The 14,732-nt window shown below is 73.4% G+C and carries 15 protein-coding genes; 2 read left to right on the forward strand and 13 right to left on the reverse strand.

All coding sequences use genetic code 11. From position 1 onward, the window contains the following. The 8 genes from QSK36_RS34940 to QSK36_RS34975 all read right to left on the reverse strand — a co-directional run bounded on the left by QSK36_RS34940 (window position 1) and on the right by QSK36_RS34975 (window position 7,380). Window positions 1–1,062, reverse strand: a complete 1,062-nt coding sequence (locus QSK36_RS34940) for an AAA family ATPase (RefSeq protein ID WP_285785352.1) — start codon at window positions 1,060–1,062, stop codon at window positions 1–3. Between the two features lie 51 nt (window positions 1,063–1,113). After that, window positions 1,114–1,932: an SDR family NAD(P)-dependent oxidoreductase gene (locus QSK36_RS34945; RefSeq protein ID WP_221263164.1), complete on the reverse strand. Its 819-nt coding sequence runs from the start codon at window positions 1,930–1,932 to the stop codon at window positions 1,114–1,116. Then, the gene (locus QSK36_RS34950) at window positions 1,929–2,909 is read right to left on the reverse strand and encodes a glutathione S-transferase C-terminal domain-containing protein (RefSeq protein WP_285785353.1); all 981 of its coding nucleotides are present in this window, start codon (window positions 2,907–2,909) and stop codon (window positions 1,929–1,931) included. Before QSK36_RS34950 ends, QSK36_RS34945 begins: the two co-directional genes overlap by 4 nt. After that, window positions 2,909–3,433, reverse strand: a complete 525-nt coding sequence (locus tag QSK36_RS34955; RefSeq protein ID WP_183533124.1) for an NADPH-dependent FMN reductase — start codon at window positions 3,431–3,433, stop codon at window positions 2,909–2,911. Before QSK36_RS34955 ends, QSK36_RS34950 begins: the two co-directional genes overlap by 1 nt. 115 nt (window positions 3,434–3,548) lie before the next feature. After that, entirely contained in the window at window positions 3,549–4,082 is a 534-nt protein-coding gene (locus tag QSK36_RS34960) for a flavin reductase family protein (RefSeq protein ID WP_182903075.1), read from the reverse strand. Between the two features lie 462 nt (window positions 4,083–4,544). Beyond that, on the reverse strand, window positions 4,545–4,709 hold the full coding sequence (locus QSK36_RS34965) for a hypothetical protein (protein WP_285785354.1): 165 nt from the start codon (window positions 4,707–4,709) through the stop codon (window positions 4,545–4,547). A gap of 181 nt (window positions 4,710–4,890) precedes the next feature. Next, window positions 4,891–6,027: a sulfite oxidase gene (locus tag QSK36_RS34970; RefSeq protein ID WP_285785355.1), complete on the reverse strand. Its 1,137-nt coding sequence runs from the start codon at window positions 6,025–6,027 to the stop codon at window positions 4,891–4,893. A 21-nt stretch (window positions 6,028–6,048) separates the two neighbouring features. Further along, on the reverse strand, window positions 6,049–7,380 hold the full coding sequence (locus QSK36_RS34975) for a lanthionine synthetase LanC family protein (protein ID WP_285785356.1): 1,332 nt from the start codon (window positions 7,378–7,380) through the stop codon (window positions 6,049–6,051). Window positions 7,381–7,516: 136 nt separating this feature from the next. Between QSK36_RS34975 and QSK36_RS34980 the strand changes: the two genes are divergently transcribed. Together QSK36_RS34980 and QSK36_RS34985 are read left to right on the forward strand one after the other, a co-directional pair. Continuing rightward, window positions 7,517–7,654 (forward strand): hypothetical protein, encoded by a 138-nt coding sequence (locus QSK36_RS34980; protein ID WP_183533132.1) that lies wholly within the window; start codon window positions 7,517–7,519, stop codon window positions 7,652–7,654. Beyond that, window positions 7,654–8,760 carry a YeiH family protein gene (locus QSK36_RS34985; RefSeq protein ID WP_285785357.1) on the forward strand — a complete coding sequence of 369 codons (1,107 nt, stop codon included), beginning with the start codon at window positions 7,654–7,656 and terminating at the stop codon, window positions 8,758–8,760. The genes QSK36_RS34980 and QSK36_RS34985 overlap by 1 nt, the downstream gene beginning before the upstream one ends. On the opposite strand, the gene QSK36_RS34990 is transcribed toward QSK36_RS34985, so the two are convergent. Genes QSK36_RS34990 through QSK36_RS35010 form a run of 5 tightly spaced genes read right to left on the reverse strand, consistent with a single transcriptional unit; the run spans window position 8,747 to window position 14,731 of the window. Further along, on the reverse strand, window positions 8,747–8,929 hold the full coding sequence (locus QSK36_RS34990) for a hypothetical protein (protein WP_285785358.1): 183 nt from the start codon (window positions 8,927–8,929) through the stop codon (window positions 8,747–8,749). The two genes, QSK36_RS34985 and QSK36_RS34990, sit on opposite strands and share 14 nt — an antisense overlap. Then, window positions 8,926–11,688 (reverse strand): fumarate reductase/succinate dehydrogenase flavoprotein subunit, encoded by a 2,763-nt coding sequence (locus QSK36_RS34995; RefSeq protein WP_285785359.1) that lies wholly within the window; start codon window positions 11,686–11,688, stop codon window positions 8,926–8,928. Before QSK36_RS34995 ends, QSK36_RS34990 begins: the two co-directional genes overlap by 4 nt. After that, window positions 11,689–12,438, reverse strand: coding sequence for an ABC transporter ATP-binding protein (locus QSK36_RS35000; RefSeq protein WP_183533138.1), 750 nt, complete (start codon window positions 12,436–12,438; stop codon window positions 11,689–11,691). Further along, window positions 12,435–13,322, reverse strand: coding sequence for an ABC transporter permease (locus tag QSK36_RS35005; protein WP_285785360.1), 888 nt, complete (start codon window positions 13,320–13,322; stop codon window positions 12,435–12,437). The genes QSK36_RS35000 and QSK36_RS35005 overlap by 4 nt, the downstream gene beginning before the upstream one ends. Further along, complete coding sequence (locus QSK36_RS35010; protein ID WP_285785361.1) at window positions 13,319–14,731, reverse strand: ABC transporter substrate-binding protein; 1,413 nt, start codon at window positions 14,729–14,731, stop codon at window positions 13,319–13,321. The genes QSK36_RS35005 and QSK36_RS35010 overlap by 4 nt, the downstream gene beginning before the upstream one ends. Window position 14,732: the final 1 nt, after the last annotated feature.

Consider the following 14,732-nt stretch of genomic DNA (forward strand, 5'->3'; position numbering starts at 1 on the left):
TCAGCCGCGGGCCGCGGCCAGGCGCGGCAGGTCGCGGCCGACCTCGACCAGGAACCACGACGGCAGCACCGGCGCACCGTCGTCGCCCGCCGCGATGACGAGCTGCGCGCATTCGAGGGAGACCCCCGCCAGCTCGACGAGCAGGTTCTTGGCCCGGAAGGCGAGCTGCCGGCCGGCGGGCGAGGCGTGCTCCTTCGACTGCGGCAGCTCCTTGACCAGCCGGGCCCGGAAGGTCTCGGACAGGAAGTACAGCAGGTCGCGGTCCTCGGGCCGGCGCGGCCACCCCGCGTCCCCCTTGATCACGGCGTCGAGGTCGTACGCGTGCCGCACCGTCTTCACGTACGCGCGGAAGGCCGAGGCGTGCGCGGCGGTCAGCGTGCCGTAGGCCAGCAGTCCCAGCGTCTCGTCGTCCAGCCCCTCACCGTAGGAGTGCATGGCGTCGGACAGCATGTGCCAGCCGCGCGGCGTGGAGAACGGCTCCTCCGTCTTGGGCGGCGCGCTCCACAGGTGGTCGGGGCGCTGGACGAGGTAGTCGACGATCCAGGGGTGGATGCCGCTCGTGGCCGCCCAGCTCAGCCAGTCGTCGGCCGAGGCCCGGAGGTGGACATGGATCATGCGGTTGACCAGCGCGGACGGCATTGGCCTTGCGAGCGCGTTGTCGGTCGCCCGGTTTCCCGCGCCGATCACCACCGACCCCGCCGGCAGCTCGTACGTGCCGATGCGCCGGTCGAGGATCAGCGAGTAGAACGCCTTCTGGACCTCCGGGGAGGAGGCGTTGAGCTCGTCCAGGAACAGGCAGTAGGGCTCCTGCCTCGCGATCGTCTCCGGCGGGGCGAACCGGCTGCGGTCCCCGACGATCTGCGGCACGCCGATGAGGTCCTCGGGAGCGAGTTGCGTCCCGAGGAGAGTCACGCACTCGAGGCCGAGGGAGTCGGCGAACGAGCGGACGAGCGAGCTCTTGCCGATGCCCGGCGCACCCCACAGGAACACCGGGCGCACGACGGCGACGTGCAGCAGCACCTCCGGAAGCTGCGCGGGAGTCACGGTCAGGGTCGCCTGCATGCCCCCAAGATTCGCAAAACCCGCGCGCCCGGCGCACCTCATTAAGATCCGCTAGTGCGGCTCCGGCAGCGGCAGCAGGCCGAGGTTGGCGTCAAGGCCGCCGTCTACGACCAGGGTGGCGCCGGTGACGTAGGAAGCGGCCGGCGAGAGCAGGAACCAGACGGCCTCCGCCTGCTCACGTGGCTCGGCGAAGCGCCGGAGCGGGATGTTGCGTTCGACGGCCGCCCTCAGCGCCGGGCTCCGGTCGCCTCCGGCGGTGATGCGCGTCCTGGTCAGCCCCGGCGCGAGGGCGTTGACCCTGATCCCGTCCGCGGCGTAGTCCAGGGCCGCCGCCCGCACGAGGTTGATCACGGCGGCCTTGGAGGCGTTGTAGGCCCAGCCGCCGGGGTCGGCGCGGATGCCGGCCACCGAGGCGGTCACCACGATCGCGCCGCCGCCCGCCGAGCGGAGCGCGGGCACGACCGCGCGGATGCCGAGGGCCGGTCCGCGGACGTTGACCGAGAAGATGCGTTCTGCCGCCTCCACCGCCCCGGGAGCCTCGAAGGGCCGGGTGCCGCCGATCCCGGCGTTGAGCACGGCCCCGTCGAGCAGGCCGTACTCCTCGACCGCCAGCGCCACCGCGGCGCGGCCGGTCTCCTCGGCGGTGACGTCACCGACGTGGGGCAGCACGCCGCCGAGCCCGGCGAGCGACGCCAGCCCGTCCTCGTCGCGGTCCACCGCGACGACCCCGACGCCCCGCTCGGCCAGCAGCTCGGTGACGGCTCTCCCGATCCCGGACGCCGCGCCCGTGACCAGGACGGCACGCAGCGGCCGTTCACCGCGGGCGCGGCCGGGCACGCCGGCACCGGCCGCGTCGCGGCGGGTGGTCACCCGCGCTGTCCGGTCAGCGCCCCGCGCCCGTGCGGCTCGTCCCAGCCGGCCTCCCGGGGCTCGACCGCGATCCGCACCGGCCCGTCGCCCACGTAGGCGGGGCGGGCGGTGAGCCGGAAGGCGGCGAAGTCGGTCGTCTCCCGGAACGCCGGGAGCCGGTAGAGGTCGCGCGCGTACGGCCAGAGGTGGGGATAATCCGTCAGCGGCCGTTCGCCGATCCCGGCGAGCGGGTTGTGCAGCAGGTCGTACCTGACCAGGACCACCCAGAGCTGCACGTCGGACTCGGTGAGGCGGTCCCCGAACAGGTACCGCCGGTCGGCCAGGCGGGCGTCGAGGCGATCCAGCGCGGCGAGCACTTCGCCGCGCCGCCGCTCGTACTCCTCCTGCGTGGCGGCCCTGGCCACCAGGTGCACGCCCTGGCCGAGATCACGGGCGATCTCCTCGTCCAGCGCCTCGATCTCGTCGCGCAGGTCCTCCGGATAGAGGTCCACGCCCCGGTCGGCCCACTCGGCGAACCGGGTGCCGAGGTCGACCGGGATGTCGGGGTAGTCGTTGCTCACGATCCGGTTCGTCCGCCGGTCCCACAGCACCGGCACCGAGATGTGGCCGGGGTAGCCGGGCTCGGTGGCGTCGTACGCCTCGGCGAGGAACGCGAAGCCGTTGACCGGGTCGGGACCGCGCCGCTCACGGAACGCCCAGCCGCGCGCGTCGCGCTCGTCGTCGACGTACGACAGCGAGACGACGTCCTTCAGCCCGGCCAGGTCGCGGACGATGGCCGCCCGCTGCGCCCAGGGGCACACATACGAGACGTACAGGTGGTAGCGGCCGGGCTCGGCGGGGTGGCCGGCGGAACCGTCGGCGGTGATCCGGCCCCGGAACGGATAGAGGGGTCCCGGCCGGTCGGTCCTGCCCGGCCCGTACGGGCCGAAGGCGGCGACGTCGGCGGGGCTCGCGTACGCGGGAGCGTGGGTGGTCATCAGGCGGTCGCCCTCCTCTCCAGCGCCGCGGCCACCTGGGCGGCGACGCGATCCGTCCAGTCGGCGAGGACGCGGTCGAGGTCGGGGATCTCGGCCTCGAGCAGCGCCAGGCCGGGGGTGGGCACGAGGGCGCCCAGTTCGACCAGCACGGGGCGCAGGTGCAGCTCGACGGCCAGCGCGTGCCGGGGGGAGCCCATGACCAGCAGCGGCAGCGCCACCGTTCCGGCCAGCGCGCCGCCGGGGAGGCGGTCGAGGAACGCCTTGAGCAGGCCGGTGTAGGTGGCCTTGTAAGTAGGGCTGGCCACGAGGAGCACCTGCGCTCCGGCGACCAGTTCCAGCGCCACCTCCACGGTCGGCGAAGGCCCGGGGGTGAACAGGTGCGGCCCGATCCCGGACAGATCCACGACCTCGGGCGGCGCCTCGTACCCGATGCGGCGCCCCACCGCCTCGGCCGCCGCCACGGCCGCGAGGTGGGTGCGGGAACCGCCGCGCGGATTGCCGACCAGCACCACGAGAGAGCTCACGAGGCCACCGCCTCGTGCCGCGCAGCGTGTCCTGTGTCCGTGTCGAAGAGCGTACGAGTGGTCAACAGACGGTCCTCCAGATCGGAACGGGTGTTCGTGCGAAGCGGGGGCGGGATCACGGGTGGGCGATGAACCGGCCGAAGCGGCCCTGGTGGTAAAGCAGCGGACGCCCCGGCCCGCGCACCTCGGCCTGGGTGACCAGCCCCACGACGAGGACGTGGTCGCCCACGCCGACCCGCTCGTAGGGCAGGCAGATCAGGTGCGCGGAGACGTCCTCGAGCAGGGGCGCTCCGAGCGGGCCCGGACGCCACCGGGTGGGCTCGGCGAACCGGTCGGTGCCCTTGCGGGCGAACCGGGCGGCGAGATCGGCCTGGTCGCTGGCCAGGACGTTGACGGCGAAGTGGTCCGCCGCGCGCAACGACGGCCAGGTGGTGGATGACTGGTCCACGTAGAAGGAGACGAGGGGCGGGTCCAGGCTGACCGAGGAGAACGAGGTCGCGGTCAACCCCACCGGCACTCCCCCGCTCCGCGCGGTGATCACGACGACCCCCGCCGCGTGCACCGCCAGGGCGCGCTTGTAACCGTCGGCGTCCAGCGCGCGCTTGTAGTCGTCGGCGTCGAGGCCGGGGCCGAGCAGAGTCTCCGTCATGGCAAACCTCCGGAAGGTCGCAGCTGCTCACAAGGTCGATCCCGCCCGCCGCAGGCACCACGACACGCGGGATCAGGGATTCGGATGGAGGCGGGACCGGGCGTGACGCGGTCACGCACGGCTCGCGAGGAGGGCGGCCGCGTGCCGCGGCCGGCCCCTCATCGGCACGAAGACGACGGAAGATTCACGATCAACGACACTGCGCGCTGGCGACGTGGCCGTAGTCCACGCTCGAACGCCGGGTCAGACGAACGCCCTGGCTCATACCACCGAACGTACGATCACCGGCCGGGAAAGTCAATATTTCCTACTAGCTTTACCGGAAAATCCAGCTGCGATCAGGGCTCCGCCCTGCCGGTCGCCCATCCACGCGGCGATCGCGACGCGGTTCCCGGCGCCGACCTTGCGTGCCTGACGTGGTGCTCGCCGACATCCGCATGCTCGGAACCGACGGCATCGAGGTCACCCGCGCCCTTTACCGCCCTGGGCCCGGACGAGCGCGGCAAGGGCGGGCAGGCCGGTGCCGCCACGCCGGGCGCCCGGGACGCGGATCACGATGGCCCGCCGAGATGGCGCATATCGGATGACCAGGGCGACGAGCACCATCAGCGCCGCGCTCTCGACCATGAGAACATTCCTTTCCGGCCGGCAGGGGTACGCGGCGGCGCTGTGGGCGCTGGCCACCGCCACCATCTGCTGTCACCGGCGCCGCAAGGATCCGCAGCGGGACACGCATCCCCCCTGACGCCGGACGTCCTCGCCTCCGCTGGCTGCTGTGAGGATCTACAGATCGCCGCCGACGACCGGGTCAGGTGACGACGACGGGGTGGCGCACCACCGCGTCGAAGCCGTAGCCGAGGGCGTTGTAGGCCGCACGGCCGGGCTGCACGGCGCCCGTCTCGTCGGCGGCCCGGACGAGCAGCCGGAGGTTCCCCGCCTCGCGCGGGGTCCAGGGGAAGGTCCAGCGGACCCAGCCGCGGGGGTGGCGGTCGTCGCGCAGGCGGGCCGGCCGCCACGACACGCCCTCGTCGTCGCTGACCTCGGCCCGGACCACGCGTCCGCCGCCCGACCACGAACGGCCGCGCAGCAGATGCTCGCGCCCCGCCTCGAGACGGGCCGGCCAGGGCAGTTCGAAGGCGCTCTTCACCCCCATCCGGGTCAGCGGCGGGCCGCCCCCGGGCGGATGGCCGGGGCCGTGCATCCGGTACAGCCGCGTGCTCCACGGCGACTCCAGCGGCTCCGCCGACACCTCGATGTCCCCCAGCCACTTGATCGAGGCGGCGCCCACCCATCCCGGCACCACCAGCCGCGCCGGGTGGCCGTGGTCGGGCGGCAGCGGCCGCCCGTTCATCTCGTAGGCCACCAGCACGTCGTCCAGCGCCTTGGCCACGGAAAGCGGGCGCCGCACCCTCCCCAGGTTCTCCCCCGCCTCGACGTAGTCGGCGTCGAGCCCGCGCGGCATCAGCGCGACGGCCCTGTCGCTCATCCCCGCCCTCTCCAGGAGCGTCGCGAGCCGCACGCCCCGCCAGCGCGCCACCCCCACCGCGCCCAGCCGCCAGGGCGTTCCCGACACCTCCTGGTTCTGCTGCTCGCCGTACAGGCGGCGCCCGTTGCCCGCGCACTCGATGAACGCGGTCACGGTCTCGGCCGGCATGCCGAGGAGGTCACGGTAGGTGAAGCCGACCGGCCCGCCGCGCAGGGCGTCGCCCCACAGCGTGAGCCGCCAGGCGGCCGCGTCGATCAGCGGTGTCGCCGTGTGGTTGCGGACGAAGAAGAGGTGTTCCGGCGTCAGGTAGCCCTCGCCGCGCAGCGCCTCCCAGCGGGTCTCCGCGTTCGTGCCGTGCACGGCGAACAGGCGGGGCGGCAGCGGCTTGCGGATGCCGGGCGGGGTTTCCGTTTCCGGTGCCGCACACCGTGCTCCAAGGCCGTCCTTCCTGGCAGTCATGTGCCTCCTCACCTGTCGCTGTCAGCCGGCCGGCCTCCGCAGAGCGACGGCCGGCACGGGGATGGGCGGGAAGGGGTTGTCGGGCAGCAGGAGCACGCGGCGCGGCCGGTCCGCCTGTCCCGCGGCGTCCAGGTGCAGCAGGGCCGCCCCGATCCCCGCCGCCCCGGTCAGGTAGCCGGTGTCGGCCGACACCTCTCCGGGGCGGTGCCGCCGGTATGCCTGATACCAGCGGTATCCCCTGCCGTCGTAGCCGGTCGCCCGGCCGATCAGGTGGTCGGCGAGCCTGCGGGCGAACTCCAGGTGCTCCTGCTCCCCGGTCGCCGCCCACAACCCCACGTACAGCTCGATCAGCCCGGCGGTGCCGCAGCACTGACAGGCGACGTTCCACAGGCCGGCCGTCTGCCGGAAGGGCGCGCCCGACTCCCTGACACCCCTGGCGAGCCGCCTCACCCACTCCAGGTCGCCGCCGTCGCCGCTCACCCGATACAGCTCGTAGAACATGCGCGCGATCCCGGCGGAGCCCGAGCAGTAGCCCAGGTGGTCGGTGACCGTCGCGCTCTCCCCCGTCAGGACGCCGGCGGCCCGGACGAGGCCCGCGCCGCGGCGTGCCGCGTCGAGGAACGCCTCCTCGCCCGTCGCGCCGTACAGCCGGGCGAGGAGGAAGGCCGTCCCGGCGATTCCGGACAGGAAGCCGGGCGAGGCCGCCTCCGCGGACAGGGCGGGGCACGCCGCGGGCCGCTCGCGCGGCGCGGCCAGCCGCGTGATCCGCCGTCCCGCCTCGACGGCCACCTCCTCGTAGGCCGGCACGCCGAGCGCCGCCGCGGCGCGCAGCAGCCCCAGCACCACGCCGCCGTCACCGCGCAGCGTGACATCTCCCGACCAGCCGATCCCGCCGTCGTCGAACGCGCGGGCGCTCCTGACGATCCTGTCGGCGACCGCGACGGCAGCGTTCTCGAAACGCTCCTCGCCGAGCGTCCAGCCGGCCTCGGTCAGCGCGAGGACGACACCGGCGAGGCCGTGGTGGAGTGACACGTCGGACTGCCGCCGCCAGGTCGACGCGAGGTAGCGGGCGCCCGCACGGGCGTCCTCCAGATACGCCTCATGGCCGGTGCCGGCGGCGAGTTCCAGGAAGAACAGCACGATTCCGGCCGCCCCAGAGTGAAGGGACGCGGAGTGAAGGGACGCGGGCCCGCCGGGCATTGCCGACCGGCCGAGCGGGTCGGGGTTGGCCCGCCATCTCCTGCCGCTCTCGTCGTCGACGGCGGCCGTACGGATCCACCGTCCCGCCATGATGGCGGCCGTCAGCGGGGTCTCTGCGCGCTCATCGGATGAGCGGATCGGGTCCGGGCCCATGGACTCACTATCCCACAAACCTGGTAGGTAATAGCAACTATCTATCGAAGCTTTCCCTGCAATTCCTATTGACTTGATAGGTATTACCGTCTCACAGTCGAGCCGAACACTCGCACTCCCGAGAAAGGCGTCCGGCGTGAGCAACGAACACCCCCCGACCGTCGGCGAGCACACCCGTGCCGCGATCAACGAGGACTGGGCCGCCACCGTCGTCGGCCTCGTCCTCCTCGTGCTGGTCATCACCGGCGTGATCCCGACGGGGCTGGTGCCGTGATGAGCAGCGAAGCGGCCGTGCCCACAGCGACGAGGGCCACTGCGTGGCAGTGGCCCGCCCTGGGCGTCCTCACCGTCCTCGTCCTCGCCGCAGGCACCAGAGCCCTGGAGAAGGGCGTGCCCGAGTGGTTCGCGGGCTCCAACCTGGCCAAGGCGATCGAGTACCCCGTCTACGCGATCGTCCTCGGCCTGCTGGGCAACGCGGTGCTCACCGCGACCGGGCTGCGCGACCGCTTGGCCGCCGGCTTCCGCACCGAGTTCTTCATCAAGACCGGCCTCGTGCTCCTCGGGGCGTCGATCAACCTGAAGGTGATCGTCACGGCGGCCGGTCCCGCGGTCGTCCAGGGCATCGTGCTGATCAGCGCGGTGTTCCTGTTCACCTGGTGGCTCGGCGGCCGCCTCGGGCTTGACGACAGGCTGCGGGCGCTGCTGTCGGCCGCCGTGTCCATCTGCGGCGTGAGCGCCGCCATCGCCGCTGCGGGAGCCGTACAGGCCAGGCGCGAGCAGCTCGCCTACAGCGCGAGCCTGGTGATCGCCTTCGCCCTGCCGTCCATCTTCGTCCTCCCGGCACTGGCGTCGGCCCTCGGGCTGAGCCCGGAGGTCGCGGGCGCCTGGATCGGCGGCAACATCGACACCACGGCGGCCGTGACCGCGGCCGGCACCCTCGCGGGCGAGAACGCGCTGGCCGTCGCCACCATCGTCAAGGTCACGCAGAACGCCCTGATCGGCGTCGTGGTGGTCGCGCTGACCGCCTGGTTCGCCTTCCGGATCGAGCGCCGTCCCGGCGCCAAGCGGCCGGGCGCGGGCGAGCTGTGGCGGCGGTTCCCGAAGTTCGTGCTCGGCTTCGTGGCCGCCTCTGTGGTGACCACGTGGTACCTCACCACGGTCGGCGCGGCCGAGGGCAAGGCGGTCGTGGGCGTCGCCAACGACCTGCGCACCTGGTTCCTCATCCTGGCCTTCGTCAGCATCGGCCTGGAGTTCCGGGTGGCCTCGCTCCGGGAGGCGGGCTGGCGTCCTGTCGCCGTCTTCGCCGCCGCCACCGTGGCCAACGTGCTGCTGGCCCTGGGGCTCGCCACGGTCCTGTTCAGCGGTTTCACCGTCGCCTGAGCCGCCGGCCGAACCATCTGAACACGCCGCCCTCGTCCTCTTCCGGCGCCGCGTCGTCGTCCGGCAGGTCGTACCAGTGGGTGTCCCCGGGGAAGGGAGCCGTGGGCGTGCCCGGCTCGCCCGCGGCGAACGACGAGGTGCCGGGCGGAAGACGGCCGGGCGCGCTCATGCCCGGGCCTCCGCCGGGACCGCACTCGGACCTTCGGCCGACTCGGCTCGTACGGCGTCCAGCGCCCTGCGGGCGTAGGCCCGGACGTCGGCGTCGGAGTCGCCGAGAGCGGCGTGCAGGGCCGCGGCGACCTCCGGCCGCGCCGCCCACCCGGACAGCGAGAGGACCGCGGCCTTGCGCACGTCGAGGTGCGGGTCGGCCAGCGCCGCCACCAGCGGTTCCACCGCGAGGGCCGGGTCGGCGGCGGCCAGTCCCCGTGCCGCCCCCACCCTCACCTGCCAGGCCTGATCCGCCAGGGCCCGTACGGCCGTCTCCGCGAAGCCCGGCTCCCGGTGGAGGGCCTGGCCGAGCCCGGAGAACGCCTCCAGGGCCGCCGCCCGGACGAGCGGGTCGGGGTCGGCGGCGAGCCGCTCGACGGCGGGGGCGCCGCCCGGCAGGCCGATGACGCCGAGCCCTCTGGCCGCCCAGACGCGTACCTCGCGGTCCCGGTCGCCGGCGGCGAGCGCCACCCGCTCCGCGTCGTCGAGCGCGACCAGGCCCCTGACCGCCTCGATCCGCACCCGGGTGTCGGCGTCGGCGAGCGCCGCCTCGAACAACGCGGCGTCACCGAGGTGCAGCGCCCGGAGGACGTCCAGGACGGCCGCGCGGACGAGCGGATCCCCCGCTCCGCCCTGGCCCGCTTCCGTGTAGCCGGCGACGGCGCGGAGCGAGGCGCCGAACTCGGCGGTCGCGGGCAGCACCTCGACGAGCTCGCGCAGGCCGGTGGCGGCCGCGCGCCGCACCGTGCCGTGGGGGTCGGCGAGGGCCCGGGTCAGCGCCGTCTCCACGCCCCGGGGCGCGGTCTCCGTCAGCGTCGCGACGGCCGCCCTGCGGACCTTGGGGTCGGCCTCCGCCAGGTAGGGGGTGATCTGGTCCAGCGCCGGCTCGGCGTCGGCGAGCCGCAGGAGTTCGAGGATGCGGGGCGAGCGCCCGATCGCCTCCACCGCGAGCCGCCCGCCCGCCCTGCGCCGCGCGGGGCCCGCCGTGCCGTACGCGCCAAGCAGGACGGGCTCGGCCGGGCGGGGGGCGAAGCCCTCGACGGGCACGAGGTAGGGCTCGACCGGGCGCTTGACGAACTCCATCGCCCCGGCGGCGTTCTTGCGCAGGTTGAGGTGGTAGAGCCACTCGTCGTCGTCCCGACGAGGCAGGTCGGCGCGGTCGTGGTAGAGGCCCCACCTGCTCTCGGTGCGGAGCAGCGAGGACCTGGCGGCCATCTCGGCGCAGTCCCTGATGAACGTCACCTCGGCGCAGCGCATCAGCTCGTGCGGGGTCCTCGCGCCCATGGTCGCGATCTCGCCGCGCATCCGCTCGAACGTCTCCAGCGCGATGTCCAGCTTCCTGGCGGTCTTCGGCGGGGCGACGTAGTCGTTGACGAACCGCCGCAGCTTGTATTCGACCTGCTGCTGCGGGGGGCCGTCGGGGTTGCGCAGTGGGCGGTAGATCAGCTCGTGCGCGTCGGCGATCTGGTCCTCCGGCAGGCCGTCCGGCGTGCGATGGTGCTCGGCGGCGTGGGCGCCCGCGAGGTCGCCGAACACGAACGCCCCGATCATGTAGTTGTGCGGCACGCAGGCCAGGTCGCCCGCGGCGTACAGGCCGGGGACCGTGGTGGAGCCGTTCTCGTCCACCCAGACGCCCGAGGCCGAGTGGCCGCCGCACAGGCCGATCTCCGAGATGTGCATCTCGACGTCGTGGGTGCGGTAGTCGTGCCCGCGTCCCGCGTGGAAGGTGCCCCGCGTGGGGCGTTCGGTGGTGTGCAGGACGTTCTCCAGCGCGGTGAGCGTCTCGTCCGGCAGGTGGCTGACCTTGAGGTAGATCGGACCGCGGGCCGAGGCGATCTCCCCGGCCACCTCGGCCATCATCTGGCCCGACCAGTAGTCGCAGTCGACGAACCGCTCCCCCTCGGCGTTGACCTGGTAGCCGCCGAACGGGTTGGCGACGTACGCGCAGGCCGGGCCGTTGTAGTCCTTGATCAGCGGGTTGATCTGGAAGCACTCGATGCCGCTGAGCTCCGCGCCCGCGTGGTAGGCCATCGCGTACCCGTCACCGGCGTTGGTCGGGTTCTCGTACGTGCCGTAGAGGTAGCCACTGGCGGGCAGGCCGAGCCGCCCGCACGCGCCGGTGGCGAGGATCACGGCACCGGCGGCGACCGTGACGAACCCGCCCGAGCGGGTGTCGAACCCGGCGACGCCGACGGCCCGGCCCTCGCTGGTCAGCACGCGAACCGGCATCACCCGGTTCTCGATGCGCACCTTCTCGCGGATGTCGCGGCGGCGCAGCACGCGATAGAGCACCTTCTTGACGTCCTTGCCCTCCGGCATGGGCAGGACGTAGCTGCCCGAGCGGTGAACCCGGCGCACCGCGTACTCACCGTGCTCGTTCTTCTCGAACTTCACGCCGTAGCGCTCCAGCCGACGGACCATGTCGTAGCCGCGCGTGGCCGTCTGGTAGACGGTGCGCTGGTTGACCACCCCGTCGTTGGCCCTGGTGATCTCGGCGACGTAGTCCTCGGGGGTGGCCTTGCCGGGGATGACCGCGTTGTTCACGCCGTCCATGCCCATCGCCAGCGCGCCGCTGTGCCGTACGTGCGCCTTTTCCAGCAGGATCACGTCGGCGCCGCGCTCGGCGGCGGTGATCGCGGCCATGGTCCCGGCGGTGCCGCCGCCGACCACCAGGACCTGGCATTCCAGATGCGTGCGGTCCGCCCGGGCAGGGATGTCCATTCAGAGCTCCTCGATGATGCGGGCGCGCAGCCCGGCGCGGTCGATGTCGGGGGTGCGCGGGTCCGGCACGCGCAGGACGCGTCCGATGCCGCCGCGGCCGAGCACGACGACCCGGTCGGCGAGCAGCAGCGCCTCGTCCACGTCGTGGGTGACGAAGACGACCGTGGCGAGGGTGTCGCGGAGCACGTCCAGCAGCAGGCGCTGCATCCCGGCCCGGGTCTGCGCGTCCAGCGCGCCGAAGGGCTCGTCCATGAGCACGGCGCGCGGCGCGCCCGCCAGGGACCTGGCGAGCTGCACCCGCTGCCGCATGCCGCCGGACAGCTCCCGGGGCAGCCGGTCCTCGCAACCGGCGAGGCCGACGCGGGCGATCCAGCTCTCGGCGGCCGTCCTGCGCTCCCGCCTCGGCACGCCGCGGATGCGCAGTGGCAGCTCAACGTTGCGCAGGACCGTGCGCCAGGGCAGCAGCGCGTCGTCCTGGAAGACCATCGCGCGGTCGGTCGAGGGCCCGGTGACCGGCACGCCCTCGGCCAGGACCCGGCCGGCGCGCGGCGCCAGCAGTCCCGCGATCGCCCGCAGGACGGTGGACTTGCCCGACCCGGACGGACCGACGATCACCAGGACCTCGCCGGGGGCGACGTCGAGGCGCAGGTCCTCCAGCACGGCGTGCCGCCCGTAACCGAGGGACACGCCCTCCAGCCGGATGGCGAGCCCGGCGTCCGCCCGTGCGGCGTCCACCGCGGGCGCGGTCATCGGGCGCCGCCTTCCACACCCTCGTCGACACGGGGCAGCCACCGGGTCAGGCGCCGGCCGAGCAGTTCGATCGAGGCCGAGGCGACCCAGCCCAGCACGCCGATCGACGCCATGCCGACGAGCACCGCCGGATAGTCGACGACCGTGTAGGCGTGCCAGGTGCGGTAGCCGACGCCGAACTCCCCGGAGATCATCTCGGCGGAGATCACGCAGATCCAGGCGACGCCCATGCCGACGGACAGCCCGCCGAAGACGCCTGGCAGCGTGCCCGGGAGGACGACGTTCCACAGCACGTGCGCGCGCCCGCCGCCCATCGTGCGGACCGCGTCCTCCCACAGCGTCGGCAGCGCCCGTACGGCGTGCCGCGTGCTCACCATGATCGGGAAGAAGGCCGCGGCGAACGTGATGAACACGATGCCCTGCTCGTCGGTGGGGAACACCAGGATCGCGATCGGGACGAGGGCGATGGCCGGGATCGGCCGGACGACCTCGACGGGCGGCAGCAGCACGTCGCCGGCCCATCGGGACCGCGCGACCAGGACCCCCAGGGCGATGCCGGCCACGGCCGCCAGCGCGAATCCGGTGAGGATGCGGATCAGGCTCTGGGCCAGGTCGAGGTAGTAGATCCGGGTGCCGAGCTGCCGGCCGAACTCCGCCGCGACCTCGGCGGGCGAGGGCAGCCGGTCGAACCGCAGTCCGACCCGGGCGTCCGCGGTCGTCAGCCACTGCCACACGGCGACGACGGCTGCCAGGGAGGCCGATCTGACCGCCCACCTGCGCAGGCCGGCCGCCGTTCTCGTCCGGCCCGTCGCCGTGGCGGCGTCCGCGCCTGCGGCGGCGGGGGCAGCGGGGCCGAGCGTCGCGTCCAGCGCCGGAGTGCTCATCGCGACGCACCTCCCGCCGCGGCCTTCAGCGCCTCGTCGTATCCGACGAGCCGCGCCCGGGGGTGCTCCTTCACGTACGCCTGCGCGCCGTCCCGGGTGGTGAAGGGCGCGAACCGCTCGTTCTCGTCCGCCGAGGGGTCGCGCACCCAGACCGACTTGTCCGCGAACCAGTGCGTGCCGGTGGCCGCGTCGGGCACGTAGGCGGCCCGTACGGTCCCGCCGGCCGAGGTGGCGGCGGCGATCTGGCGCAGCAGGCAGGTGGGGGTGGCCGCGGGGCGGAGCCGGTCCTCCCCGGCGAGCCAGAGCTCGCCCGCCTTCGAGGGGTCGCTCACGGCGGTCCCGCAGGCCTCGTCGGTCCCGGTGATCCTCGCCGCGTTGACGGTGCTCGCGGTGCCGGCGTCGTAGGAGGCGCCGTACGCCTTCCTGATGGAGGAGTCGTTCGCGAACTTCGTCACGTCGACGTCGGTGAAGTCGGTGCCGATGATCTTGAGGTACTTCTCGTCGTGCCGCAGGGCGGCCAGCAGTTGCGGCTTCACGGTCACGTCGAACGAGGCGATGCCGTCGCGGCCGTTGTAGAGGTAGACCACCTCGGGCGGCAGGCCGGTGGCCTCGGCGACCGCCTCGGCCGCCTCCAGGGGATGCTCGTGGAGGTAGTTCGTCGCGTCGATCTGCGCCTGGAGGAACGCCTGGAGCACGTCGGGGTGCTCCTTCGCGTACGCCTGCCGTACGACGACGCCGTGGAACGTCGGCACGCCGAGCGCCGAGCCGTCGTATACGAGCCTCGCCTGGTTCTTGAAGACGAGCAGTCCCGGCCAGGCCACGAACTGGGCGTATCCCTGCACGTTCCCCGACTGCAGCGCGGACGCGCCCACCGGCGGCTGCTGGTTCACGACCTCCACGTCCGTCGCGGGGTCGAGCCCGGCCCGCTCCAGGGCCTGGACGAGCGTGCCGTGCCCGGCCGAGCCCGAGCTGGCCGAGACCTTCTTCCCTTTCAGGTCGGCCAGCGTCTCCACGTCCGACGACGGGGGCACGACGACCGCGTTCAGCCCGCCACGCAGGTTGTAGCCGGTCACCGAGACGAGCTCGGTCCGCGCGGAGGGCACGCCCTGGGTGCGGGAGGCGTTGATGAGGAGCGGGTAGTCGCCCATCGACCCGATGTCGATCTTCCCGGCCACCATCTTGGCGGTGATCGGGGCGCCGGTGTCGTAGTCCTGCCACTCGACCCGGTATCTGTCGCCGAGGCGCTTTTCGAGGTAGCCGAGGCCGCGCAGCAGCGTCCCGGCCGTCACCGTGTTGATGGTCTTCGACTGGTATCCGACGACGACCGTCTGTCTGCCGTCGTCGGCGCCGGCGGACACGGAGCACCCGGCCGCGGCCAGCAGCGCCACGGCGGCGATGAGCTTACGCATG

Origin of the sequence: Microbispora sp. NBRC 16548 (genome assembly GCF_030268985.1) — a bacterium.
Taxonomy (GTDB): domain Bacteria; phylum Actinomycetota; class Actinomycetes; order Streptosporangiales; family Streptosporangiaceae; genus Microbispora; species Microbispora catharanthi.